20 protein-coding genes are annotated in these 24,739 nt (G+C 66.6%); 5 read left to right on the top strand and 15 right to left on the bottom strand.

All coding sequences use genetic code 11. The features are described 5' to 3' along the window. Positions 1–36 precede the first annotated feature (36 nt). The 7 genes from SOM39_RS07505 to SOM39_RS07475 form a co-directional block, all read right to left on the bottom strand. Positions 37–1,284: a septal ring lytic transglycosylase RlpA family protein gene (locus SOM39_RS07505; RefSeq protein ID WP_320457952.1), complete on the bottom strand. Its 1,248-nt coding sequence runs from the start codon at positions 1,282–1,284 to the stop codon at positions 37–39. After that, positions 1,281–2,426: a lytic murein transglycosylase B gene (mltB, locus tag SOM39_RS07500; protein WP_320457951.1), complete on the bottom strand. Its 1,146-nt coding sequence runs from the start codon at positions 2,424–2,426 to the stop codon at positions 1,281–1,283. Before mltB ends, SOM39_RS07505 begins: the two co-directional genes overlap by 4 nt. A 527-nt stretch (positions 2,427–2,953) precedes the next feature. Continuing rightward, a complete protein-coding gene (rodA, locus tag SOM39_RS07495; RefSeq protein ID WP_068854046.1) occupies positions 2,954–4,066 on the bottom strand; it encodes a rod shape-determining protein RodA in 1,113 nt (370 codons plus the stop codon). Continuing rightward, positions 4,063–6,126, bottom strand: a complete 2,064-nt coding sequence (mrdA, locus tag SOM39_RS07490) for a penicillin-binding protein 2 (RefSeq protein WP_217535762.1) — start codon at positions 6,124–6,126, stop codon at positions 4,063–4,065. Before mrdA ends, rodA begins: the two co-directional genes overlap by 4 nt. Before the next feature lies 1 nt (position 6,127). Continuing rightward, positions 6,128–6,613 (bottom strand): rod shape-determining protein MreD, encoded by a 486-nt coding sequence (gene mreD / locus SOM39_RS07485; RefSeq protein ID WP_068854048.1) that lies wholly within the window; start codon positions 6,611–6,613, stop codon positions 6,128–6,130. Next, entirely contained in the window at positions 6,610–7,614 is a 1,005-nt protein-coding gene (mreC, locus tag SOM39_RS07480; RefSeq protein WP_320457950.1) for a rod shape-determining protein MreC, read from the bottom strand. Before mreC ends, mreD begins: the two co-directional genes overlap by 4 nt. Positions 7,615–7,773: 159 nt before the next feature. Then, on the bottom strand, positions 7,774–8,820 hold the full coding sequence (locus SOM39_RS07475) for a rod shape-determining protein (protein WP_038686189.1): 1,047 nt from the start codon (positions 8,818–8,820) through the stop codon (positions 7,774–7,776). A gap of 274 nt (positions 8,821–9,094) precedes the next feature. Between SOM39_RS07475 and SOM39_RS07470 the strand changes: the two genes are divergently transcribed. After that, positions 9,095–10,033, top strand: a complete 939-nt coding sequence (locus SOM39_RS07470; RefSeq protein WP_095362973.1) for a carbohydrate kinase family protein — start codon at positions 9,095–9,097, stop codon at positions 10,031–10,033. Between the two features lie 301 nt (positions 10,034–10,334). Here the strand turns inward: SOM39_RS07470 and SOM39_RS07465 are convergent, their stop codons facing one another. The 3 genes from SOM39_RS07465 to ubiE form a co-directional block, all read right to left on the bottom strand. Continuing rightward, positions 10,335–11,066, bottom strand: coding sequence for a hypothetical protein (locus SOM39_RS07465; protein WP_320457949.1), 732 nt, complete (start codon positions 11,064–11,066; stop codon positions 10,335–10,337). 109 nt (positions 11,067–11,175) lie between these two features. After that, the gene (locus SOM39_RS07460; RefSeq protein ID WP_068854052.1) at positions 11,176–13,107 is read right to left on the bottom strand and encodes a M1 family metallopeptidase; all 1,932 of its coding nucleotides are present in this window, start codon (positions 13,105–13,107) and stop codon (positions 11,176–11,178) included. Between the two features lie 150 nt (positions 13,108–13,257). Further along, entirely contained in the window at positions 13,258–14,019 is a 762-nt protein-coding gene (gene ubiE / locus SOM39_RS07455; protein ID WP_068854053.1) for a bifunctional demethylmenaquinone methyltransferase/2-methoxy-6-polyprenyl-1,4-benzoquinol methylase UbiE, read from the bottom strand. A gap of 71 nt (positions 14,020–14,090) precedes the next feature. Between ubiE and SOM39_RS07450 the strand changes: the two genes are divergently transcribed. From SOM39_RS07450 to SOM39_RS07440, 3 genes are all read left to right on the top strand, one after another. Continuing rightward, the gene (locus tag SOM39_RS07450) at positions 14,091–14,543 is read left to right on the top strand and encodes a nucleoside deaminase (protein ID WP_068854054.1); all 453 of its coding nucleotides are present in this window, start codon (positions 14,091–14,093) and stop codon (positions 14,541–14,543) included. Positions 14,544–14,742: 199 nt separating this feature from the next. Beyond that, on the top strand, positions 14,743–15,075 hold the full coding sequence (locus tag SOM39_RS07445) for a hypothetical protein (protein WP_068854055.1): 333 nt from the start codon (positions 14,743–14,745) through the stop codon (positions 15,073–15,075). Positions 15,076–15,144: 69 nt separating this feature from the next. Next, positions 15,145–15,537, top strand: a complete 393-nt coding sequence (locus tag SOM39_RS07440; protein ID WP_320457948.1) for a low affinity iron permease family protein — start codon at positions 15,145–15,147, stop codon at positions 15,535–15,537. On the opposite strand, the gene SOM39_RS07435 is transcribed toward SOM39_RS07440, so the two are convergent. Genes SOM39_RS07435 through smeD form a run of 3 tightly spaced genes read right to left on the bottom strand, consistent with a single transcriptional unit; the run spans position 15,538 to position 21,289 of the window. Beyond that, entirely contained in the window at positions 15,538–16,932 is a 1,395-nt protein-coding gene (locus SOM39_RS07435; protein WP_320457947.1) for an efflux transporter outer membrane subunit, read from the bottom strand. Beyond that, positions 16,925–20,101, bottom strand: a complete 3,177-nt coding sequence (gene smeE, locus SOM39_RS07430; protein WP_320457946.1) for a multidrug efflux RND transporter permease subunit SmeE — start codon at positions 20,099–20,101, stop codon at positions 16,925–16,927. The genes SOM39_RS07435 and smeE overlap by 8 nt, the downstream gene beginning before the upstream one ends. A 12-nt stretch (positions 20,102–20,113) precedes the next feature. Further along, positions 20,114–21,289, bottom strand: a complete 1,176-nt coding sequence (smeD, locus tag SOM39_RS07425; protein WP_217535735.1) for a multidrug efflux RND transporter periplasmic adaptor subunit SmeD — start codon at positions 21,287–21,289, stop codon at positions 20,114–20,116. Between the two features lie 160 nt (positions 21,290–21,449). Here smeD and SOM39_RS07420 point away from each other — a divergent pair, with 160 nt between their 5' ends. Further along, positions 21,450–22,118, top strand: a complete 669-nt coding sequence (locus SOM39_RS07420; protein ID WP_217535733.1) for a TetR family transcriptional regulator — start codon at positions 21,450–21,452, stop codon at positions 22,116–22,118. 424 nt (positions 22,119–22,542) lie between these two features. On the opposite strand, the gene hslU is transcribed toward SOM39_RS07420, so the two are convergent. Both hslU and hslV read right to left on the bottom strand, forming a co-directional pair. Continuing rightward, positions 22,543–23,916 carry an ATP-dependent protease ATPase subunit HslU gene (gene hslU / locus SOM39_RS07415; protein ID WP_068854061.1) on the bottom strand — a complete coding sequence of 458 codons (1,374 nt, stop codon included), beginning with the start codon at positions 23,914–23,916 and terminating at the stop codon, positions 22,543–22,545. A gap of 246 nt (positions 23,917–24,162) precedes the next feature. Next, positions 24,163–24,714, bottom strand: a complete 552-nt coding sequence (gene hslV, locus SOM39_RS07410; protein WP_017356659.1) for an ATP-dependent protease subunit HslV — start codon at positions 24,712–24,714, stop codon at positions 24,163–24,165. Positions 24,715–24,739: the final 25 nt, after the last annotated feature.

Below are 24,739 nucleotides of genomic sequence, written 5' to 3'. Positions count from 1 at the left end.
CCAAGGGAATTACAGGGGACGGTCATTGTAGGTCGTTTACTCTTTCACGATCTGCGGCGACCCGAATCCCAGACCGACAATGCGGCCGGCAAGTTCCGAGGCGCTGGCATGGTCGGCCGCGGGCACCCGCAGGCGCCACAGGGTGCGGCCGCCGCTGACGATGTCGCTGATGCTGGCGCCGACGATGCCGGCCGAGGACAGCTGACCCAGGGCCTTGGTGGCGTTCTCGCGGCTGGCAAAGCTGGCCACCTGCAGCAGCACGTTGCCGACCTGCTGCTGCAACGAGGGGCTGGGTGTGGCGGCCGGGACGGGCGCAGGCAGGGGGCGGGCAGCGGCAGCCACCGGCGCAGCCGCCGGCAGCGCGCTCACCGTGACCGGGCCCGTCTCCAGCGTTGCCGCCTGGGTCGCGGCCGGCTGGGCCGGGCCGGCCGGACGCGCGGCAGGCGCCGGCAATGCGCCGACCAGCTTGTCCATGTCGCTGGCGCGGCGCACCGTGGCCGGCGGCGTTGCAGCCGCCACGGTCGCGGCCGCTTCCGCCGCACGGCGCTCACGGCGCGAGGGCTTGTCGGCCAGCAGGTTGTCCTCGCCCGGGGTCAGCGCGCGTACTTCCACGTTGCCGGTGCCGCGCTGGGTGATGCCCAGGCGCACGGCGGCGGCGTAGCTGAGATCGATCACCCGGCCGTCGTGGAACGGGCCGCGGTCATTGACCCGCACGATCACCGATTCGCCGTTGTCCAGGTTGGTGACCCGCGCAAAGCTCGGCAGCGGCAGGGTCTTGTGCGCGGCGGTGAAGGCGTACATGTCGTACACCTCACGGTTGGAGGTAAGCCGGCCATGGAACTTGGCACCGTAGTAGGACGCCGTGCCCTTTTCGGCATAGCCCTTGGGCCGGTCCAGTACCTGGTAACTCTTGCCCAGCACCACGTAAGGCGATTTGTTGCCGATCGCCGAGCGTGGCAGGTCCACCACGTCCGGTTCGGGAATGCAGGCCACGTTGGGAATGTAGGTTGGCGTGCTGTCGTTGACGCCCGGCTTGTACAGCCCGCCCGCGCGGTAATCGCCGCGCGTGCTGGGATCCTCCGACGCGGCCTTGTACGGCGAGCCTTCAGGGCAATGCGCAGGGCGGTTGCCCTTGCCCTTGCCCTGCCCCTGCACCAGCGCGCCCGACGGTTTGCCGGTAGTGCCGCTCGCGCTGGGCGGCTTTTTAGGTGCACTGCTGCAGGCGGCCAGCGCCAGGATCAGCAGGCCGGGAACCGCCCATCTGCAGCGCGCGCGTGCGTTCATGCCGGCGGCAGCTCCTGGCCGGCGATGGCCTGCGACAACTGGTACACGGCCATCGCGTACATCTTGGACAGGTTGTAACGGGTGATGGCGTAGTAGTTCTGGAAGCCCAGCCAGTACTGCTTGCCGGTGCTGCCCTCCAGCGTGATCGGGGTGGCCGTCAGCCCGGACGGGACAGATGCCGCGGGCTGGTAGCCGCGCTGGGCCAGGTCGGACAGCGTCCAGGTCGGGGTCCAGTCGGTGGGGTCGAACGGCGCGCGGCCGGGCGCCAAGGTGGCCGGCACCGCAACCGGGCCGCCGCGCACCCACCCGCCCTTCTTGACGAAGTAATTGGCGATGGAAGAGAACACGTCGTCGTAGCTGGTGAACAGATCGCGGCGACCATCACCGTTGCCGTCCACGGCGAAGTCCAGGTAGCTGGACGGCATGAACTGGCCCATGCCCATCGCGCCGGCATAGCTGCCCTTGATGGACAGGATGTCCAGCTTCTCGTCGCGGCTCAGCGCGAACAGGCGCGACAGCTCATCGCGGAAGAACAGTTCGCGGCGCACTTCGCGTTCGAGCTTGGCCGGGTCGCCGCTGCGCGGGTAATTGAAGGCCAGCGTGTACAGCGCATCGAGCACGCGGTAGCTGCCGGTGTTGGCACCGTAACTGGTTTCCACGCCGATGATCGCCACGATCACTTCGGCCGGCACCCCGGTACGCTCCTGCACGCGCATCAACTCATCGCGGTGCTGGGCCAGGAATTTCCTGCCGCCGTCGATCCGCGCCTGGCTGATGAACATCGGCCGGTACTCGTTCCACGGCTTGACCCGCTCGGCCGGGCGCGACATGGCGGCAATGATCGGAGGGCGCACCTGCGCCTGGGCCAGCGTGGCCTCGATCTGCGCAGCAGGAATGCCGTAGCGGGCGGCGGTATCACGCACGAAGTTGGCGCGTGCCACTTCGAACGGCACCGGGGTCAGGTCAACCGGCGGCGCGCTGGCTGCGGCCCCTTCCGGCGCAGCTTCGGCAGGCCCCTTGTGGGCGACTCCCGGCTTGTTGGGCGCACCTGACGCCTGCGGCGGCGGTGACGGGGAGTGCGGCTGGGTCGCGCAGGCAACCAAACCGAGCGTAAGCATGCAAGCCAAAGTGCGTCGAATCATCGCCGCAGGTTAGCAGGTCAAAGATGAAATAAAACCCCTAACACCATGAATCCCAACGATTTGCCCGAAGTTTCGGGGGTTCGTTAAGAGCGTGTGTAAGGTATTCCGGCTGCGCCCCCATCCCCATGGGCGCAACCGGGCTACCGACCCGGTCGATACCGGTGCGACGCGCTACTCCCCAGCGCAACGCCGCACCCCCTGTACCCGTTGGGTCAACTACGTCCCGCAGCGCCTTGCGCGTCGCTTGGCTCGATGCGCAGCTGCTTGCGGGCCGCCATTGTGCAGGCCGTTTACGACAAGTCCATTGATCGTGATCAAGCGCATTCATATTTGTGCGCTACATCTCACTTTCCTGTCAGCACGTTGACGCCTTCTACACCGGCAATGCCGGATTCGGCACATTCGCTACGATCCAAACCCGAATCTGCGCAAAAACCGGCCGAATTCCCGCCGATCTTTTGACTAGACATAAGCTGCGATCATGGGTGCGGCGACATGCCGTCGCCGCCGGACAGGACGTGCGACGGTCAGCTGTAGCCGCCGTGTACCGGGTTGTGGCTGCGCGCGGCCATCACCAGCCCGAACCCGGCCAGCAGCGATACCGCCGAGGTGCCGCCGTAGCTGATCAGCGGCATGGGCACGCCCACCACCGGCAGCAGGCCGGAGATCATGCCGCCGTTGACCAGCACGTAGACGAAGAACGCCAGCCCGGTGGCGCCGGCCAGCAGGCGGGAATAGGAATCGCGCGACTGCGAGGCGATCCACAGGCAGCGCCCGATCACCACCAGGTACAGGAACAGCACCAGCGCGACGCCGATCCAGCCGAACTCCTCGCTGAGCACGGAGAAGGCGAAGTCGGTGGTCTGCTCGGGAATGAAGTTCAGGTGCGACTGCGAGCCCTGGCCCCAGCCCTTGCCATCGAAACCGCCCGAACCAATGGCGATCTTGGACTGGATGATGTTCCACCCGGCGCCCAGCGCATCCATCTCCGGGTCCAGGAACATCATGATGCGGTCCTTCTGGTAGGGCCGCAGCAGCCAGATCCAGGCGACGGGTGCGGCGGCGGCGACGCCCCCCACGGCCACGCCCACCCACCACCACGGCAGGCCGGCCAGCAGCAGCACGAACGCACCGCTGGCGGCGATCAGCACGCCGGTACCGAAGTCCGGCTGCAGCATCACCAGCCCCGTCGGCACCCCGATGATCACCGCGCTGACCATCACCGTCGAAAAGCGCGGCGGCAGCGGCATGCGGTGCAGGTACCAGGCCACCATCATCGGCAGGCTGACCTTGAGCAGCTCGGCCGGCTGCAGGTAGAACAGCTTCAGGTCCAGCCACTGGCGGCCGTACTTGCCGGTGCCGAGCACGAACACGGCCAGCAGCGGGATCATCGACACCGCGTAGATCAGCGGGGTGGCCGAGCGGATGCGCAGGATCGGCATGCGCGAAATCGCCCACATCGCGCCCAGCCCGACCACGAAGCGCGCGCCCTGGGCGAACACCAGCGAATCACCGCCGGCGCTCTTGAGCACGGCAAGCCCGATCAGCATCAACGCACCCAGCGCCAGGCACAGCACCCAGTCCAGGGTGCTGCTGAAGCGCACGACCATGTCGCTGGCCCAGCGCAGGAAATCCTTCATCGGCTGCGCTCCGGCGGGGCGGGAGGTTGGGCCGCCGGCGCCAGTGGCGCGCCAGGTAGGGGTGCAGGCGCGGGAACCGGTTCCGGCAGGCCGACCAGCACCGGCAGCGATTCCAGCACGGCGGCAGCGGCATCGCCGGCTTCGCGCGCGGCACTGTCGCCTTCGAATGCGGTGATGCCGATCGCGGTGGTGCCGCGCAGGCTGTCCAGCGGCTCCATGCCCTCGGGCATCTTGCCCAGCAGCCAGGCATCGAACAGCTTGCGCGCGATCGGCGCTGCCGCCGAGCCGCCGTAGCCGCCGCCCTCGACCGCAATGGCCAGCACGATCACCGGGTTTTCGGCCGGCGCAAAGCCCACGAACAGCGAGCGGTGGCGCAGGTGCATCGGCAGGCTCTTGGGGTTCACCGCCGCGGTGCCGCGGCGGCTGATCACCTGGGCGGTGCCGGTCTTGCCGGCGATGGTGTACGGCGCGCCGGCCGCCGCGCGCGCGCCGCTGCCGCCCGGGCGCATGGTGCCCATCATGCCTTCGCGCACGGCCTGCAGGTTCCCCGGGCTCGGGCTGACCGGCTTGCTCGTGCCGGCCGGCGTGGGCACCCAGTCCGAATCGAAGCTTTCGCGCTGCTGCATCACCAGGTGCGGGGTGCGCAGCTGGCCGTCGGCAATGCCGCCCACGCCGTGCACCAGCTGCAGCGGGGTGACCTTCCAGTCGCCTTGGCCGATGCTGACGTTGACCGTATCGCCGGGATACCAGCGTTCCTTGCGGGATTTGTACTTGTTCTGCGGCGAAGGCAGGATGCCGCCGATCTCGCCGGTGAGGTCGATACCGGTCGGCTCGCCGAAGCCGTAATAGCCCATGTAGTGGTCGAACCGCTCGATACCCAGGTCCAGCGCCAGCTTGTAGTAATAGGTGTTGACCGACTGGGTGATCGACTTGCGCAGGTCGGTCCAGCCGTGGCCGCCACGGTTGGCATCGCCCCAGCCACGCGAGGTGCCCGGAAGGTAGAACATGCCGGTGGAGAGGATCTTGTCTTCGGGCTTGCGCACGCCGCTGTCCAACCCGGCCAGGCCGATCAGCGGCTTGATGGTCGAACCCGGTGCCACGCCACCGAGCACCAGGCGGTTGAACTGCGGGCGCGAGGGGTTGTCGTTGAGGGCCTTGAAATCGGCGTGCGAGATGCCGTTGACGAACAGGTTGGGGTCGTACGACGGCAGGCTGACCATGGCCAGGATTTCGCCGGTGCGCGGATCCATCGCCACGCCGGCGCCGTCGAAATCGCCGAAGGCCGCCACCATGGCGCGCTGCAGGTCGGCATCGATGGACAGTCGCAGGTCGTTGCCCGACTGCGCCGCGACCCGGCCGATGGTGCGGATGGCACGGCCCTGCACGTTGGTTTCAACCTGCTCGTAGCCGACCTTGCCGCGCAGCTGCTGCTCGTAATAGCGCTCCAGGCCGGACTTGCCGATATGGGTCAGCGCGGCATTGCCCTCGCCCAGCGTTTCCAGGTCCTTGTCATCCACCCGGCCGACGTAACCGATGATGTGCGCGAACAGATCGCCGTAGGGATAGCGGCGGGTCAGGTAGGGCTCCAGCTCCACGCCGGGATAGCGCCAGCGGTCGACCGCAAAGCGCGCCATTTCCTCGTCGGTGACCCGCAGCTTCAGCGTCACCGGCAGGAAGCTGCGACGCGCCTTGCGTGACTTGTTGAACGTTTCCAGGTCTTCCGGCGTGATCGTCAGGATCTTCGCCAACCCGGCCAGGGTGGCGTCCATGTCCTTGACCTTGTCCGGGGTGATGTCCAGCCGGAACGCGGGCACGTTTTCGGCCAGCAGCCGCCCGTTGCGGTCATAGATCATGCCGCGCCCGGGCACCACCGGCCGCGGCTTGATGCGGTTGGCTTCCGAACGCGTGGCGTACGTGTCGTGGTCCAGCACCTGCAGCTTGAAGTACCACCCGCCCAGCCCGACCAGGCAGACCAGCACGCCGAGGAAGCCCAGCGCGGCGCGGCGCCGGAACTGCTCGGCTTCGGCGCGCGGATTCTTGGCCTGGCGGCGCACGTACATGTCAGCGCCCGCGACGCCCGAAGCGCACGGCGTCGAGCAGCACGAACACCAGCGGCCACAGCCCCATGCCCAGCAGCGGCGCCCACCAGTACGACCACGGCAGGGTCGGTTCGCCCACGGCGATGTGGACCACGGCGCTGACGATGCGGTCGTTGAACAGCAGTCCACCGATGGCCAGCACCTGCTGGGACATCGGGAAGAAGCGGATGCGCGCACGGAAGCGCTGCAGGATGAAGGTGAGCATCACCAGCCGCAGCGCCTGTTCGCCGAGCACGCCGCCGTACAGCAGGTCGGCGATCACACCGCAGGCGAAGGCCACGCCCAGCCCGACCCGGTCCGGGGCTTCGATGACCCAGTACGCCAGCACCAGCGCCAGCCAGTACGGGCGCAGCGGCTGCAGCAGCACCGGCAACGGCAGCAGGCCGAGCAGCAGCGCCAGCACGATGCTGACCGGGAGCACCCAGGGTTTGTCGCGCAGGCGGCTCATGGGGTGGGCCCGGTTGGGGATGGCTGGGGTGCGGGTTGGGCCGGTTGTGGCGCGGTTTCCGTGGGCCGACTAACAGTCGGCGCTACCGGGGTTGCCGCCGCAGGTGCAGGCGCTGCCGGTCCGCCTCCGGCTTCGGACAGTTGCACATTGGGCGGAACGCGAATTGCTGCGCCGGGGCGGAGAAGCAGTACGTCGCGGCCGCGGTCGAGCTGGGCGGCAGGCTTGAGTTCGCCGACCAGGAAGGCATGGGTGTCGTCCGGGCGCAGGGCGGTGATCCTGCCGACGGGGAAGCCGGCCGGGAAACGGCCGCCCAGCCCGGAGGTGACGATCTCGTCGCCCACTTCCACCCCGGCGCTGAGCGGAATGTCGCGCAGTTCCAGGGTGTCGCCGCGGCCGTAGACGATCAGGCGCACGCCGTTGCGGGCCACGGTGACCGGCACCGCGTGGTCCGGATCGGTGAGCAGCAGCACGGTGGCGTTGCTGGCGGTGGTGGCGATCACCTGCCCCATCAGGCCGCCGGCGTCGATCACCGCCTGCCCCATGTGCACGCCATCGCGGGTACCGGCGGCCAGCACCAGGCGCTGCCGGACCGGGTCCAGGTCGATGTCCAGGATCGGCGCCAGCTGCACGTCCAGCCCGCTGCGTTCGGCCACGTTGAGCAGTTCGCGCAGCTGGGCGTTGTCCAGCGCGGCGGTCTGCAGGCGGGTCAGGCGTGCATTGGCGATCAGCAGCTGGTTGCGCAGCTCGCGGTTCTCATCGACCAGCTGGCCGTGGCTGGCCGCATTGTCCTTGACCTGGGTACCAAGCCGGCCCGGCAGCCCGGCCAGCGCCCACACCGGCTGCACCAGCACGTTGGCCTGCGCGCGCGCGCGCGCCAGCCAACCGGCCTGGTCATCGAGCACGATCAGGGTGATGGCCAGGGCCAGGTAGGCGAGCAGCCGCAGCGGGCTGCTGGCATCACCCTGGCGGGAGGCTACGGGAGGACCGGCGTAGGGCGGCACGACTGGCTTCGACTGGACAAGGTGGAAAGGGAGCGCGGGGCCGCCACGTGCGGCGGCACCGGGATGCAACAACGCCCCGGCGCTGCGATGCCCGGCGTGGCAGGCACGCAGCGGGCATCACGCCGCAGGGGCGCGTCCAACACACAGGACCGGTACGGCTTACTCCGGCGCAAAGAACTCGTTGCCGTGCATGTCCACCAGCTCCAGCGCACGACCGCCACCGCGGGCCACGCAGGTGAGCGGGTCGTCTGCCACCTGCACGTGCAGGCCGGTTTCCTCGGAGATCAGGCGGTCCAGGTCGCGCAGCAGGGCGCCACCACCGGTCAGCACGATGCCGCGCTCGGCGACGTCGGCGCACAGTTCCGGCGGGGTCTGCTCCAGCGCCAGCTTGACCGCGCTGACGATGCCCGAGAGCGGTTCGTGCAGCGCTTCGAGCACTTCGTTGGAGTTGATCTTGATCATCTTCGGCACGCCCTCGGCGAGGTTCCTGCCGGAGATTTCCATCTCGATGACCTCGGCCTGCGGGTAGGCGCAGCCCAGCTCGACCTTGATCCGCTCGGCGGTGGCTTCACCGATCAGCATGCCGTGGTTGCGGCGCACGTAGTTGGTGATCGACTCGTCGAAGCGGTCGCCGCCGATGCGCACCGAGGCCGAATAGACGATGCCGTTCAGCGAGATCACGGCCACTTCGGTGGTGCCGCCGCCGATGTCGATGACCATCGAGCCACGGGCTTCGGTGACCGGCATGCCGGCGCCGATCGCGGCGGCCATCGGCTCTTCGATCAGGAACACGTCACGGGCACCGGCTTCTTCGGCCGATTCCTTGATGGCGCGGCGCTCGACCTGGGTCGAACCGGCCGGCACGCAGACCAGCACGCGCGGGCTCGGGCGCAGGAAGCGCGACTTGTGCACCTTCTTGATGAAGTGCTTGAGCATCGCCTCGGTGTAGGTGAAGTCGGCGATGACGCCATCCTTCATCGGGCGGATGGTGGTGATGTGGCCCGGGGTACGGCCCAGCATCTGCTTGGCTTCGGCGCCGACGGCGGCCACCGAGCGGGTGCCACCGATGGCACGGTCCTGGCGCACGGCCACGACCGACGGTTCGTTCAGCACGATCCCCTGCCCGCGCACGTAGATGAGGGTATTGGCCGTGCCCAGGTCGATGGACAGGTCATTGGAGAACATGCCACGCAGTTTCTTGAACATCTGGGAGTTGATCCTGAGGGGTGTCGCGCCCAACGCGGGATGGCGAAAAATTGGGCAGAATTCGAGGTCGACAAGCCTAGCAATCCCCCTGTGCGCGAGCAAGGAGAAATGTCCGTCAAAGCCAGCCTTGGCGGCCATTCAGCCCAATCCGGACAGCCGGGGTTCTGGCCCTGCGGCGCCGCACCCGTTAACCTTTGCGCCATTGGGCGCCTCAGGGCGCCGTTTCGTTGCCCGCCTGCCGGGCCTCAAACCCCTTCCGCATAGGCCTTAATCGATGTCCGCTTTGATCTGTGGTTCTCTTGCCTTCGACACCATCATGGTGTTCCCGGACCAGTTCAAGAATCACATCCTGCCGGACAAGGTGCACATCCTGAACGTGTCGTTCCTGGTGCCGCGCATGCGCCGCGAGTTCGGCGGCTGCGCAGGCAACATCGCCTACAACCTGCACCTGCTGGGCGGCGAGCCGATCCCGATGGGCACGGTGGGCTCGGACTTCGGCCCGTACCGCGAGTATTTCCAGGGCTTGGGCATCGACCTGAGCCGGATCAAGGTGATCGACGAGCTGTTCACCCCGCAGGCGTTCATCACCACCGACCACGACAACAACCAGATCACCGCCTTCCACCCGGGCGCGATGATGCGGTCCTACGAGAACCATGTGAAGGACGTGCCGGGCGTGACCCTGGGCCTGGTCGGCCCGGACGGCCGCGAGGGCATGATCCAGAACTCGCAGGAGTTCTTCGAGGCCGGCGTGCCGTTCATCTTCGACCCGGGCCAGGCCATGCCCCTGTTCAACGGGCCGGAGCTGCGCACCTTCATCGAGCAGGCCGACTACGTGGTGGTCAACGACTACGAGTCCAACCTGCTGCAGGAGCGCACCGGCTGGGACGAAAAGGAGATCGTGAGCCGGGTCAAGGCCTACATCACCACCCGCGGCCCCAAGGGCGCGGTCATCCACACCCCGGAAAAGACCTACGACATTCCGCCGGCGCACGAGCGCCGCGTGGTGGATCCGACCGGCTGTGGCGACGCCTTCCGCGCCGGCCTGATCTACGGCATCGAGAAGGGCTACGACTGGCTGACCATCGGCCGCATGGGCAACCTGATGGGCGCGCTGAAGGTGGAGCATCCCGGCACGCAGAACCAGCGGTTCACGTTCGAAGAATTCAACGAGCAGTTCAAACAGCAATTCGGTTACGCGCTGGGCGCGTAACCGAATCGCTGGTTGACCTGCTCGCCCAGAATTCGCCTCCGGCGAATTCTGGGCCCCGTGGCATGTTTCCTATCCCCGCGCCTTCGGCGCGCCCCCTTAACAAAAGGGGGCTGCTCCTCCAGCGAGGTGCACCGCGCCGACTGTACCGACCAACGGTCGGTACCTACCGGGACACGCAAGGTCGGTACCTACCGGGACACGCAAGGTTGGTACCTACCGGGACACGCAAGGTCGGTACCTACCGGGACACGCAAGGTTGGTAGGTGCCGACCGTTGGTCGGCACTTTGCCTCACCGCTCGGTTAATTCCACCAGTTGGGCATGCGGCTGGCGTCTACGCCGCCGGTTTCGAATACTGCGGTGCGGGTGCCGCCGGCCTTGACCGGGAATTCGATGGTGATGGACCTGGCCTTGCGGGCCAGCTTCCAGAGCGCCTTCTGGTCGGTGATGAACATGGCGATGGCCTCGTCGGTCTTCGGGCGCCAGGCGGCCATCGAGATCGGCTTGCCGTCGTCGACCGTCACCTTCACCGTGCACTGCGGGCAGCGGAAATCACCGGCCTGGAGCACCAGGTAGGCGTGGCGCTTCCACTCCGGGTGGTCGCGGAAGATCAACTGCACCGTCGTCGGGCCGCTGCCGTCCACGTCCACCCGCTCCTTGCTGTAGATCGAGGCCGAGACCTGGTTGCCCTTGCTGCCCACCGGCACCTGGTTGTACTGCCACAGGCCCTGCATGCGGCGTAGTTCGCGCGCGGTTTCGGCCTTGGCCTTGACCTCGGCGTAGCCGGGCTCGATCCGCGCGGCGACGTCGGTGTCCTTGTACTGGTCCAGCAGCGAACCGCCATGGATGCGCGCACGCTCCCAGTCCTGCGCGGCCACGGCCATGTCGTACTGCTTGGCCACGCCTTCGGCTTTTTCTTCCTGCTGCGCCTTGGCGGCGGCGGTCGCGGCTTCCTGCGCCTTGCGCTCTTCTTCCGGGTTGCTGCAGGCAGCCAGGGCCAGTGCACAGGCCGCGGCAAGGATCAGTCGTTTCATTACGGGCTCCAGGTGTCAGCGAGGACGCCAAGAGGCGTCACCTGCCTACTTTAACAATGAAAAACGGCGGGGTTTCCCCCGCCGTTCCTGTTCAACGCAGCGCTGGCGGTTACTTGCCCGCGCTTGCCTTGTCCAGCATGTCCTGCACCGATGCCGTGGTGATCGGGTGGTAGCTGGGCTTGGCCTTTTCAAAGGCCGCCTTGGCGAACGCCAGGCCTTCCGGGGTCTTCACCAGTTCGGCGTAGATCGGCAGGATCAGCTTGCGCCGGCCAACGCGTTCGATGAAGGCACCGGCCGCTTCATTGGCCTCCAGATAACCGCTGCGGATGGCAAGCGGGTACCAGCGCATGGCGATCTCGCCATTGGCGGTGCCGGTGAACGCGTACGCCTTGTCCAGCGCGGCCAGCTTGTCCACGGGCAGGGTCTTGCCCATGCCGTCGATGAAGTGCACCCATTCCTGGGTACCCCACTCGCTGGTGATCTGCGCGCTCGGCAGCGTGCCACTGCCCTGCCATGCAATGCGCGCGGTATCGACGATGGAGAAGTTGCGCGAACGCGCCTTGGTGGCGAACGCCGGAATGCCCGGCTCGTCCAGCCATGCCTTCAGCTCGGCGTCGGTCACCGCGCCCGGCTTCTTGGACAGCAGGTTCTTCTTCAGGTACTCGACGAACTGGTCGGTGTTGGCGCTCTGGAATGCGTGGTCATCGAACCAGCCACGCAGGAACGGATCGAACACTTCACGGCCAAAGCGCTGTTCCAGGAACTGCAGGAACCACGAGCCCTTGACGTAGGCCACGTTGCTCAGCGCCTCGTCCGGGTCGCGCTCGGTCAGCGGCGGCAGGGCCAGGGCCTGGTCGGCCGGGCTCATGTCCTTGACCTCGGCCAGCAGGTCGTTCTGGTCGATCTCGCGCTCCATCTCGGCCATTTCCTGGCCATACAGCGCTTCGGTGATGCGGCCCTGCACGTAGGTGGTAAAGCCTTCGTTGAGCCAGATGTCCTTCCAGCTGGAGTTGGTCACCAGGTTGCCCGACCAGCTGTGCGCCAGTTCATGGGCCACCAGCGAGACCAGCGACTTGTCGCCCACGATCACGGTCGGGGTGGCGAAGGTCAGGCGCGGGTTTTCCATGCCGCCGAACGGGAACGACGGCGGCAGCACCAGCATGTCGTAGCGGCCCCAGCGGTATTCGCCATAGAGCTTTTCGGCCGCACCGATCATCTTCTCGGTGTCTTCGAATTCCTTGGCGGCCTTGCCGACCATGGTCGGTTCGGCCCAGACGCCGGAACGACCGGAGATCGGCTCGAACACCAGGTCGCCGGCGGCGATGGCCAGCAGGTAGGACGGAATCGGCTGCGGCATCTTGAAGGTGTAATCACCGTCACGCGCGGCCTTGGGGTCGTTGTCGGCGCTCATCAGCACCATCACGTCCGGGCGCGAAGCCACGTGCGCGCTGTAGGTGAAGCGCACGCTCGGCGTGTCCTGCAGCGGCACCCACGAACGCGCGTGGATGGCCTGGGACTGGCTGAACATGAAGGGCAGCTGCTTGCCTTCGGTCATCGACGGCTCCAGCCACTGCAGGCCCGAGGCGGTCGGCGCGGTGTGGTAGGTCACCCGCACTTTGCCCGGCTGGGCCGGGGCGTCGATGGTCAGCTTGCTGCCGAACACCTTGTCGGCCGGCGCCAGCGCGAACTGCAGCGGCGCGGCGCTGCCATCGGCAGCGACGGCTTCGACCTTCTCGATGGTCAGCTCGCGGGTGTCCAGCACCAGCTGCTTGGCTGCCTTGTCCTTCCACTCCAGGGTGTAGGTGGCGGTGCCGCCGATCTGCCTGCTGTCGAAATCCAGCTTCAGGTCCAGGCCCAGGTCCTTGATGACGACCTTGTCCGGTTCGGCGTAGGAACTTTCATCGTGGCTGCGGTTGACGGCTTTCACGGCAGTGTCGGCGCTCGGCTGGGCGGCGGGGGCCGCGGTCGGGGCGGCGGGCTCTTTGGAGCAGCCGGCGGCAAGCGCGACGGCCAGGGGAATCAGCAGGAACGGGGATCGCATGAATCGGGACCGATCAGGGTGAAACCGCCAGTTTACCCCCGACTTCGCTCGCCCGGGATGTGACCGCCTGCCCATTCCCCATTCAGTCACCCTCGCACAGCAGGCGCGCCCCACCGGCCGCCTCGGCTCAGAGGGAACCGGACCGGGGTCTCAAACCTTGTAACCGGAGTGGATCGAGACGATGCCGCCGGTCAGGTTCTTGTAATGGCAGCGCGCGAAACCGGCCTCGCCCATCATGGTCTTGAGCTGCTCCTGCGGCGGGTGCTTGCGGATGCTCTCGGCCAGATACTGGTAGCTGTCGCCGTCGCGGGCGAACAGCTGGCCCAGCTTGGGCAGGATCTTGAACGAATGGAAATCGTAGATCGGCTTGAACCAGTCGGCGGTGACTTCGGAGAACTCCAGCACCCGCGCCTGGCCGCCCACCTTGAGCACGCGGTACATCTCGCGCAGGGCGGCATCCTTGTCGGTCACGTTGCGCAGCCCGAAGGCGATGGTCACCAGGTCGAAGCTGGCATCCGGGAACGGCAGCGCCTCGGCGTTGCACTGGACGAAGTCCAGGCCAGCCACCAGGCCGCGGTTGGTCAGGCGGTCGCGGCCCACGGTGAGCATGCCGGCGTTGATGTCGCCGACCACCACCTGGCCGTCGTCGCCCACGCGCTCCTTGAGCAGCGCGGCGATGTCGCCGGTGCCGCCAGCCAGGTCGAGCACGCTGTCACCCGGCTTCACCTGCGCGGTGGCCACGTAATAGCGCTTCCACGCCCGGTGGATGCCCAGGCTCATCAGGTCGTTCATCAGGTCGTAGTTGCGCGCGACCGAGGTGAACACTTCGCCCACCAGCTTCTGCTTGTCCTTGGCGGCGACATCGCGGAAGCCGAAATGGGTGGTGCCAGTCTTGTAGGGGGATTCGCTCATGGCCCCGATTATCGCACCGCTGGCCGGCCGGCGGCACCTTATGATGGCCCCTTCAGTTGAACGGACCGCCCATGATCACCACCCCCGACTACGCCGCCCTGCTTGAAACCGCCATCGCCGAAGCCCGCCAGGGCCTGGCCGAAGGCGGCATCCCCATCGGCGCTGCCCTGTACCACAACGACGGCCGCCTGCTCGGCTGCGGCCACAACCGCCGGGTCCAGGAGGGCGACCCATCCGTGCACGGTGAAACCGACGCGTTCCGCAAGGCCGGCCGCCAGCGCCGCTACCAGGACACCATCATGGTCACCACCCTGGCCCCCTGCTGGTACTGCAGCGGGCTGGTGCGCCAGTTCAACATCGGCACGGTGGTGGTGGGTGAATCGGTCACCTTCCAGGGCGGTATCGACTGGCTGCGCGAAAACGGCGTGCAGGTGATCGACATGCAGAGCCAGGAATGCATCGACCTGCTGGGCGGATTCATCTCGGCCCATCCCGAGGTGTGGAACGAAGACATCGGCGAGTAAGCGCCGGTTCCCGCGCGGCCGCGCAGCGAAACATGCCAGATGCGCCACACCGCCTGCGTGTGGCGCCACGCAGTCATGAATGCTTCAGTTGAATGGCAGTGCGCGCACGCGCGCTGCACATCGCCATGACGCGCCATGCACCGGGTTTTACGCACTATCAGGTTGCCTTTCCCTTCCTTCCTTTCGAATCGAAGCAGCCATGTCCTCCGTCCCACGCTCCATTCCCGCCGTTATCAATGTCGAGGCCGAGGTGAACTACTGGCGCGAGAAGCATGTCGCTGACGAGCTGAAATCCGCGTCCTTCGGGCATTACATCCCGTGGATCAAGTTCGCCTGCGATTCGCTGATCACCCACCCCAAGGCCTCCGATGAAGAGCGCGAAGAAGCCTTCCAACACCAGTATGCGGCGCAGATCATGGCCAAACTCAGCGTGGATGACGCGCGAAAATTCGTCGAGGACGTCTGGGAACACGTCTACCTGATGAGCCAGCATGACCAGAATGCGCGTCCCCGCCTGAGCGCGAGCGCCTGAGCCACGGCTGCACGGCGCCTACACGGGGCGCCTGCCATTGATGGGGCCCGTTCCCGCGTTACGGTTCCCATGAAACTTCGCAGCGTGTTCAACCTCGTCGCCAAGAAGGCGTCCTACGCGGCGGGTACGCCGTGGACTTTCCTCGGTGCGGTCAGCATCGTGCTGATCTGGGCCCTCACCGGGCCCGTATTCAAGTTCAACGACACCTGGCAGCTGGTGATCAACACCGGCACCACCATCATCACGTTCCTGATGGTGTTCCTGATCCAGCACAGCCAGAACGCCGACACCGCCGCCATCCAGATCAAGCTCGACGAGCTGATCCGGGTGACCGCGGAGGCCAACAACGAACTGCTGGATCTTGAAGAACTGGACGAGGAGCGGCTGGAAGAGATCCGCCGCACCTACGAACAGATGGCGCGCGATGCGACCAAAGCCCTGGAAAAGGCGCGGAGTCGGTAGTTACCGCGCGGCCACATCGCCGCGTTCATACCACCCGCCACCCAGCACTTTGTACAGGGCCACCTGGTTGGACAACCGGTTCAACTGCGTGGTCACCAGCGACTGCCGTGCGGTGTACGCGGTCCGCCGCGCGTCCAGCAGGGTCAGGAAGCTGTCCAGCCCAGCGTCATAGCGCGCCTGCGACAGCGTCCGTGCCTGTTCGGCCGCCGCCACCAGCGCCTGCTGTGACGCCAACTGCGCGTCCAGGCTGTCGTTGAGCGCCAGTGCGTCGGCGGCCTCGCGGAACCCGGACTGGATCGCCTTCTCGTACTGCGCCAGCGCGATATCGCGGTTGGCATTGGCCACGCCCAGCCCAGCGCGCAGCTTGCCGCCCTGGAAGATCGGCAGGTTCAACGTGGGCATGAAGCTCCACGCGCGGGTGCCGGCATCGAACAACCCCGACAGTTCCGACGAGGTGGACCCAATGCTGCCGGTGAGGCTGATTGACGGGAAGAACGCCGCGCGTGCGGCGCCGATGTTGGCGTTGGCCGCCAGCAGCGTGTGCTCGGCCGCCATCACGTCCGGGCGGCGCAGCAGCACCTCACCGGGCACGCCCGCCGGCACCGCGCGCACGGCGGCCACGTCGGTGGCTTCGCTGGCGGGCAGCAACGCCTCGTCGACCGGGCCGCCGGCCAGCAGCGCCAGCGCGTTGCGGTCCTGCGCGACCTGGCCCTGGTAGCGGGCAACATCGGTGCGCGCGGTTTCCACCAGCGTACGCGTCTGGCTCAGTTCCAGCGCAGAGGCACCGCCCAGCTGGTGGCGCGCCTCGCTCAGGCGCAGCGAGTCCTCATAGGTGGCCAGGGTGGCCTCGGCGATCTTCAGCTGCTCGCTGTCGGCGCCCAGGGTCAACCACGCATTGGCCACTTCGGCCACCAGCGACAGCTGGGCGTTGCGGCGGTTGGCCGCCTCGGCGAAGTACTGCTGCAGCGCCGCCTGGCTCAGGTTGCGCACACGGCCGAACAAATCCAGTTCGAACTCGACCACGCCGAGGTTGGCGCTGAACTGCTCGGTGACCGGCACATCGCCACCGCTGCGGGTCATCTGCCCCTGCACGCCGAGCGCGGGAACCCGGTCGGCACGCTGGATGCGGTACTGCGCACGCGCCTTGTCCACATTGAGCACGGCCACGCGCAGGTCGCGATTGTTCTCCAGCGACTGGGCGATGAGTAATTGCAGCCGCTCGTCGACGAAGTAGTCGCGCCAGCCGATGTCGGCCACCGCCACCGCCGCAGCGGTGGAGGTGGTGGCCGGCCACTGCGCCGGGATCGCCGGGGCGACCTCGGTGCTGCGTGGCTCGAGCATGGCGCAACCGGAGAGGGCGGCGGTCATGGCCAGGGCAAGGAGCGCCTTATTCATGGGTGTCACCTTCGTTGGTGTTCGTCCCGACCAACGGTCGGGACCCACCGTTCCTGGTGCCGCGGTTGAACAGCTTCTGCACCACGACAAAGAACAGCGGAATGAAAAACAGGCCCAGCACGGTGCCGACGATCATGCCGCCCAGCACGCCCGTACCGATCGCGCGCTGCGCACCCGACCCGGCGCCCGAGGCGATGGCCAGCGGCAGCACGCCCAGGCCGAATGCCAGCGAGGTCATGATGATCGGCCGCAGGCGGTCGCGTACCGCGTGCATGGTGGCTTCCAGCACGCCTGCGCCCTTCTCCAGGTTTTCCTTGGCGAACTCCACGATCAGGATCGCGTTCTTGCTGGTCAGGCCCACCGTGGTCAGCATCGCCACCTGGAAGTAGATGTCGCGTTCCATGCCACGCAGGGTATTGGCCAGCACCGCACCGAGGATGCCCAGCGGCGCCACCAGCAGTACCGAGGTCGGCACGCTCCAGCTTTCATACAGCGCGGCCAGGCACAGGAACACGATCAGCAGCGACAGCGTGTACAGCAGCGGCGTCTGCGAACCGGCCTGGCGTTCCTGGTAGGACAGCGCGGTCCATTCGATCTCGAAGCCCGGCGGCAGGTCCTTGGCGATGCGTTCGATCTCGGCCATGGCATCGCCCGAGGCCACGCCCGGTGCGGGCTCGCCCTGGATTTCCATTGCCGACACGCCGTTGTAGCGCTCCAGGCGCGGCGAACCATAGTCCCAGCGCTTGGAGGCGAAGGCGCTGAACGGCACCATCTCACCGGCGTTGTTCTTCACCGACCACAGGTTGAAGTCGTCCGGGTTCATGCGGAACGGCGCATCGGACTGCACATACACGCGCTTGACCCGGCCACGGTCGATGAAGTCATCGATGTAGCTGCTGCCCCACGCGGCGGCCAGGGTGCTGTTGATCGCGCTGGTAGACAGGCCCAGTGCATTGGCCTTTTCCACGTCCACGTCGATGCGCAGCTGCGGGGTGTCTTCCTGGCCGTTCGGGCGCACGTTGGCCAGCAGCTTGCTCTGCCCGGCACCGCCGAGCAGCTGGTTGCGCGCGTTGAGCAGGGCCTCGTGGCCCTGGCCGCTGTTGTCCTTCAGGAAGAAGGTGTAGCCCGAACCAATGCCCAGCTCCGGCATGGCCGGCGGCGGGAAGGCGAAGATGAAGGCGTCCTTGATCTGGCCCAGCGCGCCCATCGCGCGCCCGGTGATCGGGCCCACGCCCTGGTCGGCATCACGCTCCTTCCAGTCCTTGAGCTTGATGAAGGCCATGCCCGCGTTCTGGCCCATGCCGGCGAAGCTGAAGCCCTGCACCGAGAACACCGACTCCACGGCTTCGGTCTCGTTCTTCAGGAAGTGGTCCTCCAGCTTGTACATCGCCTCCAGGGTACGTTCCTGGGTGGCGCCGACCGGGGTCTGCACCAGTGCCATCAGGATGCCCTGGTCTTCATTGGGCAGGAACGAGCTGGGCAGGCGCGCGAACAGCACGCCCATCGCCACGGCCAGTGCCACGAAGATGGCCATGAAGCGCCACGGCCGCGCCAGGATGCCTTTGACCCCGCGCTGGTAGGTTTCGCTGGAACGGTCGAAGCCGCGGTTGAAGCCGCCGAAGAAGCGCCCGGACCAGCCCTTGTGCGCCACGTGGTGCTCGCCCTTTTTCAGCGGCTTGAGCATGGTGGCGCACAGCGCCGGGGTGAGCACGATGGCGACCAGCACCGACAGCGCCATCGCGGACACGATCGTGGCCGAGAACTGCCGGTAGATGACGCCGGTGGAGCCGCTCATGAAGGCCATCGGGACGAACACCGCCGACAGTACCAGGCCGATGCCGACCAGGGCGCCGGTGATCTGGCTCATCGACTTGCGGGTGGCCTCCAACGGCGACAACCCTTCTTCGGACATGATGCGTTCGACGTTCTCCACCACCACGATGGCATCGTCCACCAGCAGGCCGATCGCCAGCACCATCGCGAACATGGTCAGCATGTTGATCGAGAAGCCCAGCGCGGCCAGGATGCCGAACGTGCCCAGCAGCACTACCGGTACGGCGATGGTGGGGATCAGGGTGGCGCGGAAGTTCTGCAGGAACAGGTACATCACCACGAACACCAGCACGATGGCTTCGATCAGGGTCTTGATGACGCCCTTGATCGAGACCTGCACGAACGGGGTGGTGTCATACGGCACTACCGATTCCAGCCCGGCCGGGAAGTTTTCCTTCAGGTCCTCCAGCGCGGCGCGCACGCCGTTGGCGGTATCCAGCGCGTTGGCGCCGGTGGCCAGGGTGATCGCGATACCGCTGGACGGCTTGCCGTTGTAGCGGGTCACGAAGTCATAGCTTTCGGCGCCCAGCTCGACCCGGGCCACATCGCCCAGGCGCAGCTCGCTGCCATCGGCACCACCGCGGACCAGGATGTTGCGGAACTGTTCCGGGGTCTGCAGGCGGTCCTGCGCGTTGATGGTGGCGTTGAGCTGCTGGCCCTTCACCGACGGCGCGCCGCCGAGCTGGCCGATGGCCACCTGGGCGTTCTGTGCGGTGATCGCCGCGGTGACTTCGTCCACCGACAGCTTGTAGGTGTGCAGCTTGTTGGGGTCCAGCCAGATGCGCATGGCGTACTTGCCGCCGAACACCTGGATGTTGCCCACGCCCGGCACGCGGCTGAGCGGATCGACGACATTGGAGCCGACATAGTCGGAAATGTCGTTGGCATCCATGCTGCCATCGTTGGAGACGAAGCCGATCACCTGCAGGAAGCCGCTGCTGGACTTGGCCACGTTGATGCCCTGGCGCTGCACTTCCTGCGGCAGCAGCGGCATGGCCAGCTGCAGCTTGTTCTGCACCTGGACCTGGGCGATGTCCGGATCGGTGCCGCTTTCGAAGGTCAGGGTGATGGTGGCCTGGCCGTTGGCCGAGCTGTTGGAGGAGAAGTAGATCAGGCCATCGATGCCCTTCATGTTCTGCTCGATGATCTGGGTCACCGAGTCCTCGACCACCTTGGCCGATGCGCCCGGGTAGGACGCGCTGATCTCGACGGCGGGCGGTGCCACTTCCGGGTACATCGACACCGGCAGCTTGAGCACCGCCAGCGCACCGGCGAGCATGATGATGATCGCAATCACCCACGCGAAGATGGGGCGATCAATAAAGTAACGAGCCATGGAATTCTCCGCTTACTGCTTGTCGGCCGCGGCCGCCGGCGTTGCCGGCTTGGCCGGCGCGGCGCCCATCTCGGTGGCCTGCACGGGCATGCCCGGCTGGATCTTCTGCAGGCCTTCAACGATGACCTTGTCGCCGGGCTTCAGGCCGTCTTCGACCAGCCACTTGCTGCCCAGCGCGCGGCTGACCTTGACCGGACGCACTTCGACCTTGTTGTCCTTGCCGACCACCATGGCGCTGGTGTCGCCCTTGGCGTCGCGGGCGATGCCCTGCATGGGCACCAGCAGCGCGTTGTCGCGCACGCCGCTACCGACCACGGCACGCACGTACATGCCGGGCATCAGCACCTGGTCGGGGTTGGCGACCTTGACCCGCAGCGCGTAGCTGCCGGTGGTGGGGTCGACGCTGACTTCGGAGAATTCCAGGGTGCCCTTGTGGTCGAACTCGGTGCCGTCGTCGAGCAGCACGGTAACGGGCAGGCTCTGGTTGTCCTGCAGGCGGCCACTGGCCAGCTCGCGGCGCAGCTGCAGCAGTTCGCTGGCCGACTGGGTCAGGTCGACGTAGATCGGGTCGAGCTGCTGCACCGTGGCCAGCGCGTCGGCCTGGCCGGCGCTGACCAGCGCGCCCTGGGTGACGCTGGACTTGCCGATGCGGCCACTGATCGGTGCGGTGATCCGGGCAAAGCCCAAGGTGACATTGGCGGCGTCCAGGGCGGCCTTGGCGGCGCCGACATCGGCTTCGGCCTGTTTCTGGGCGGCCACGGCGTTTTCCAGGTCCTGCTTGCTGACTGCATCGACCTTGGCCAGCTCGGTGATGCGCTTGGCGCTCAGGCGGGCGGCGTTGGCGGTGGCTTCGGCGCGGGCCAGCTGGGCGCGGGCACTGTTGGCATCGGCGCGGTAGCTGGCGTCATCGACCTGGTACAGCGGCTGGCCGGCGTTGACCAGGCCGCCCTCGGTGAACAGCCGCTTGGCGACTATGCCACTGACCTGCGGGCGAACTTCGGCGACCAGGAAGGCATTGGTGCGGCCGGGCAGCTCGCGGGTGAGGCCGACCTGTTCGGCCTTCAGGGTGGCCACGGTGACCTGCCCCGGCCCACCCTGCGGACCCTCCTCACCTCCGCCGCCGCAGGCGGACACGGTCAGGGCGATCGCGAGGGACAGCGCGAGAAGACGGTACGGGGTACGGGACATGGGAGGCTCGCAGCAGGAACGGAAATGGGGGTGGCCGGGCCCGCGCGGGTACGCGCACGCCTCACCGGATAGCAGTGGGGCGTAAATATACATACATGCATGTTTGTTTGTAAACGGGTACAATTCAGGCCGGTTTCATCCAGCACGTGTACACAGCGCCATGGCCAGAAAAACCAAAGAAGCGGCGCAGGCCACCCGGGAAGGCATCCTGGATGCGGCCCAGAGCTGCTTCCACGAATTCGGGGTCGCCAACACCAGCCTGGCGATGATCGGCGAGCGCGCGGGCTATACCCGCGGCGCGGTGTATTGGCATTTCAAGAACAAGACCGAAGTCCTGACGGCGATGATCGACCGCGAGCGGGTGCCGTTCATCGAGCGGCTGCGGCGGACGACCTCGTCACGACGCAACACGCCGGTACTGGACCTGCGTTCGGCGCTGTTGGTCTCCTTCCGGGAACTGGCCACGGACGAGCGGTTGCGCAACATGATGGAGATCATGCTGCGCAACGACCTTTCGGTGGAAAGCCAGGCGATGCAGCAGCTGCAGCTGGAGGCGTCACGTGAGGAGCTGGCGATTTTCAGCGCGGCATTCGAGCGCGCGCGCGAGCTGGGGCAACTGCGCGAGGGCGTGGACGTGGACACGGTAGCCCGCATCATCAGCACCAGCCTGACCGGCGTGCTGTACAGCGCGATGCTGGAACCGGAACTGTTCGAGCTGCAGCGCGACGGCACCCAGACCCTGGACGCCGTTTTCGGCGCCTTCGTAAATCCCGGCGTATTCGTACCGGGCGCCCCACCCGAAGCCCTGCCGACCGACGACGAGGCGTGATTGGTCCGATGTCGCCCGTGTGCTGGCGACAAGGGTGACTGCTGGGTGGTTTCGGTCTGGGTTTACACTCGGACGCATGAATCCGACCGGTCACGTCACCGGCTCCGGACATTCGGGCCGCGCTGCGCGCGGTGTCCGGCCAACGGCCGGGGCTACGAATTTCTACGGGGCCATTGGGATCGGGATCAATCAACCATCGGCGTCGGCTGGCATATCCAGATCTCCGGACGTTACGTAACAACTCGTAGCCCCGGCCGTTGGCCGGACACCGCGCGTAGCGCGGCCCAACCGTCCGAAGGCGTTTGCGCGACGATCACGGCCAACATTCCGGCGTTTAGAGGTTCCGAAGCCGCCCATCAGGCGCCATGACGTTCGAGCGAAGAGCAGCCGGGCAAAGCCCGGCTCTGCCTCGTTGACCCGCCGCTTACAGGATGTACCGGCTCAGGTCCGGATCCTTGACCAGCTCGCCCAGGTGCTTGTCGACGTAGGCCGCATCGATGGCCAGGGTTTCGCCATCGCGGTCCGGGGCTTCGTAGCTCAGCGAATCGAGCAGGCGTTCCAGCACGGTATGCAGGCGACGTGCGCCGATGTTCTCCTGGCGCTCGTTGACCTGGAACGCGATTTCGGCAAGGCGATCCACGGCGTCTTCGGTGAAGTTCACGGTCACGCCTTCAGTGGCCAGCAGCGCTTCGTACTGCTTGGTCAGCGCGGCCTTGGGCTCGGTCAGGATGCGGACGAAATCCTGCTTGCTCAGGGCACCCAGTTCCACGCGGATCGGGAAGCGGCCCTGCAGTTCGGGGATCAGGTCGCTCGGCTTGGCCAGGTGGAACGCGCCGGAGGCGATGAACAGGATGTGGTCGGTCTTGACCGTGCCGTACTTGGTGGACACGTTGGAGCCTTCCACCAGCGGCAGCAGGTCGCGCTGCACGCCTTCGCGGGAGACATCGCCGCCGCCGACGTTGTCGCCGCGCTTGGCGACCTTGTCGATCTCGTCGATGAAGACGATGCCGTGTTGTTCGCAGGCTTCGATCGCGGCGCTGCGGATGTCGTCTTCGTTGACCAGCTTGCCTGCTTCCTCTTCCACCAGCAGCGGGCGCGCGGCCTTGATGGTGACGGTGCGCTTCTGCGCCTTGCCGCCGCCCAGGCTGGAGAACATCTGGCGCAGCTGCTGGCCCATTTCCTCCATGCCCGGCGGGGTCATGATGTCCACGCCGATGTTGGCGGCCACTTCCAGTTCGATCTCGCGATCGTCCAGCTCGCCGTTGCGCAGCATGCGGCGGAACTTGATGCGGGTTTCGTTGTCCTGGGCGGAGGGTTCGTTGCGGGCGGCTTCCGGATCGAAGCCGATGCCGCCTGCACGACGCGGCAGCAGTGCGTCGAGGATGCGGTCTTCGGCACGCTCTTCGGCCTGGTTGCGCACGCGCACCTTGGCCATTTCGCGGTACAGCTTGACGGCGGTATCGGCCAGGTCACGGATGATCTGTTCGACGTCCTTGCCGACGTAGCCGACTTCGGTGAAGCGGGTGGCTTCAACCTTGACGAACGGGGCCTTGGCCAAGGTGGCCAGGCGGCGTGCGATTTCGGTCTTGCCGACGCCGGTCGGGCCGATCATCAGGATGTTCTTGGGCATCACTTCATCGCGCAGCTCGGCTGGCAGCTGCATGCGCCGCCAGCGGTTGCGGAGGGCGATAGCCACGGCGCGCTTGGCGTCGTGCTGGCCGACGATGTGGCGGTCCAGCTCCTGCACGATTTCGCGCGGGGTCATGGTGGCGGAGGATGATTCGTTGTTGTGCGGCATGGGTGCGCTCACAAAAAATTCTGGGGAAAATGGCAGGGCTGTCCGGGGCTACGACACTGACGTAACGGTAAGGTAAAGCCGACTGGTAGAGCCGACTGGTAGAGCCGACTGTTAGTCGGCTGCTGATACATGCTGCCGACTAACAGTCGGCACTACTGCTGATACATGCTGCCGACTAACAGTCGGCACTACTGCTGATACATGCTGCCGACTGACAGTCGGCACTACCGATTTTGACCCGCAGGGTCAAAGCTCCTCGACCACCACGTTGCGGTTGGTGTAGATGCAGATGTCACCGGCGATGTTGATCGATTCGGTGGCGATGGTGCGCGCATCCAGTTCGGTGTGCGCCAGCAGTGCGCGCGCGGCGGACAAGGCGTAGGAACCGCCGGAACCGATCGCGATGATGCCGTCTTCCGGTTCGATAACGTCACCGGTGCCGCTGATGATCAGCGAGGTGTCCTTGTCGGCCACGGCGAGCAGGGCTTCGAGCTTGCCCAGGCGGCGTTCGGTACGCCAGTCCTTGGCCAGCTCCACGGCGGCACGCTGCAGCTGGCCGTGCTTTTCCAGCTTGGCTTCAAACAGCTCGAACAGGGTGAATGCGTCGGCGGCGGCACCGGCGAATCCGGCCAGCACCTGGCCCTCGCGGCCCAGGCGGCGCACCTTGCGCGCGTTGCCCTTCATGACGGTGTGGCCGAGGGTGACCTGGCCATCGCCGGCGACGGCGACATGACCGTTGCGGCGCACCGAAATGATGGTGGTGGCGTGAAACACGTTGGGGTTCTGACTGGGATCCATGGAGCCTCCGGGGTGACAAGAACAG

This window comes from Stenotrophomonas sp. CFBP8994, assembly GCF_034044835.1.
Classification (GTDB): Bacteria; Pseudomonadota; Gammaproteobacteria; order Xanthomonadales; family Xanthomonadaceae; genus Stenotrophomonas; species Stenotrophomonas rhizophila_A.
The sequence above is the reverse complement of the archived record's forward strand: the minus strand, read 5'-3'. Positions and strand labels throughout refer to the sequence as shown.

Bases quoted from the DNA above. Each gene is read 5' to 3' on its own strand.
- SOM39_RS07505 (WP_320457952.1), bottom strand. From the start codon at position 1,284: ATGAACGCACGCGCGCGCTGCAGATGGGCGGTTCCCGGCCTGCTGATC.
- mltB (WP_320457951.1), bottom strand. From the start codon at position 2,426: ATGATTCGACGCACTTTGGCTTGCATGCTTACGCTCGGTTTGGTTGCC.
- rodA (WP_068854046.1), bottom strand. From the start codon at position 4,066: ATGAAGGATTTCCTGCGCTGGGCCAGCGACATGGTCGTGCGCTTCAGC.
- mrdA (WP_217535762.1), bottom strand. From the start codon at position 6,126: ATGTACGTGCGCCGCCAGGCCAAGAATCCGCGCGCCGAAGCCGAGCAG.
- mreD (WP_068854048.1), bottom strand. From the start codon at position 6,613: ATGAGCCGCCTGCGCGACAAACCCTGGGTGCTCCCGGTCAGCATCGTG.
- SOM39_RS07475 (WP_038686189.1), bottom strand. From the start codon at position 8,820: ATGTTCAAGAAACTGCGTGGCATGTTCTCCAATGACCTGTCCATCGAC.
- SOM39_RS07470 (WP_095362973.1), top strand. From the start codon at position 9,095: ATGTCCGCTTTGATCTGTGGTTCTCTTGCCTTCGACACCATCATGGTG.
- SOM39_RS07465 (WP_320457949.1), bottom strand. From the start codon at position 11,066: ATGAAACGACTGATCCTTGCCGCGGCCTGTGCACTGGCCCTGGCTGCC.
- SOM39_RS07460 (WP_068854052.1), bottom strand. From the start codon at position 13,107: ATGCGATCCCCGTTCCTGCTGATTCCCCTGGCCGTCGCGCTTGCCGCC.
- ubiE (WP_068854053.1), bottom strand. From the start codon at position 14,019: ATGAGCGAATCCCCCTACAAGACTGGCACCACCCATTTCGGCTTCCGC.
- SOM39_RS07450 (WP_068854054.1), top strand. From the start codon at position 14,091: ATGATCACCACCCCCGACTACGCCGCCCTGCTTGAAACCGCCATCGCC.
- SOM39_RS07445 (WP_068854055.1), top strand. From the start codon at position 14,743: ATGTCCTCCGTCCCACGCTCCATTCCCGCCGTTATCAATGTCGAGGCC.
- SOM39_RS07440 (WP_320457948.1), top strand. From the start codon at position 15,145: ATGAAACTTCGCAGCGTGTTCAACCTCGTCGCCAAGAAGGCGTCCTAC.
- SOM39_RS07435 (WP_320457947.1), bottom strand. From the start codon at position 16,932: ATGAATAAGGCGCTCCTTGCCCTGGCCATGACCGCCGCCCTCTCCGGT.
- smeE (WP_320457946.1), bottom strand. From the start codon at position 20,101: ATGGCTCGTTACTTTATTGATCGCCCCATCTTCGCGTGGGTGATTGCG.
- smeD (WP_217535735.1), bottom strand. From the start codon at position 21,289: ATGTCCCGTACCCCGTACCGTCTTCTCGCGCTGTCCCTCGCGATCGCC.
- SOM39_RS07420 (WP_217535733.1), top strand. From the start codon at position 21,450: ATGGCCAGAAAAACCAAAGAAGCGGCGCAGGCCACCCGGGAAGGCATC.
- hslU (WP_068854061.1), bottom strand. From the start codon at position 23,916: ATGCCGCACAACAACGAATCATCCTCCGCCACCATGACCCCGCGCGAA.
- hslV (WP_017356659.1), bottom strand. From the start codon at position 24,714: ATGGATCCCAGTCAGAACCCCAACGTGTTTCACGCCACCACCATCATT.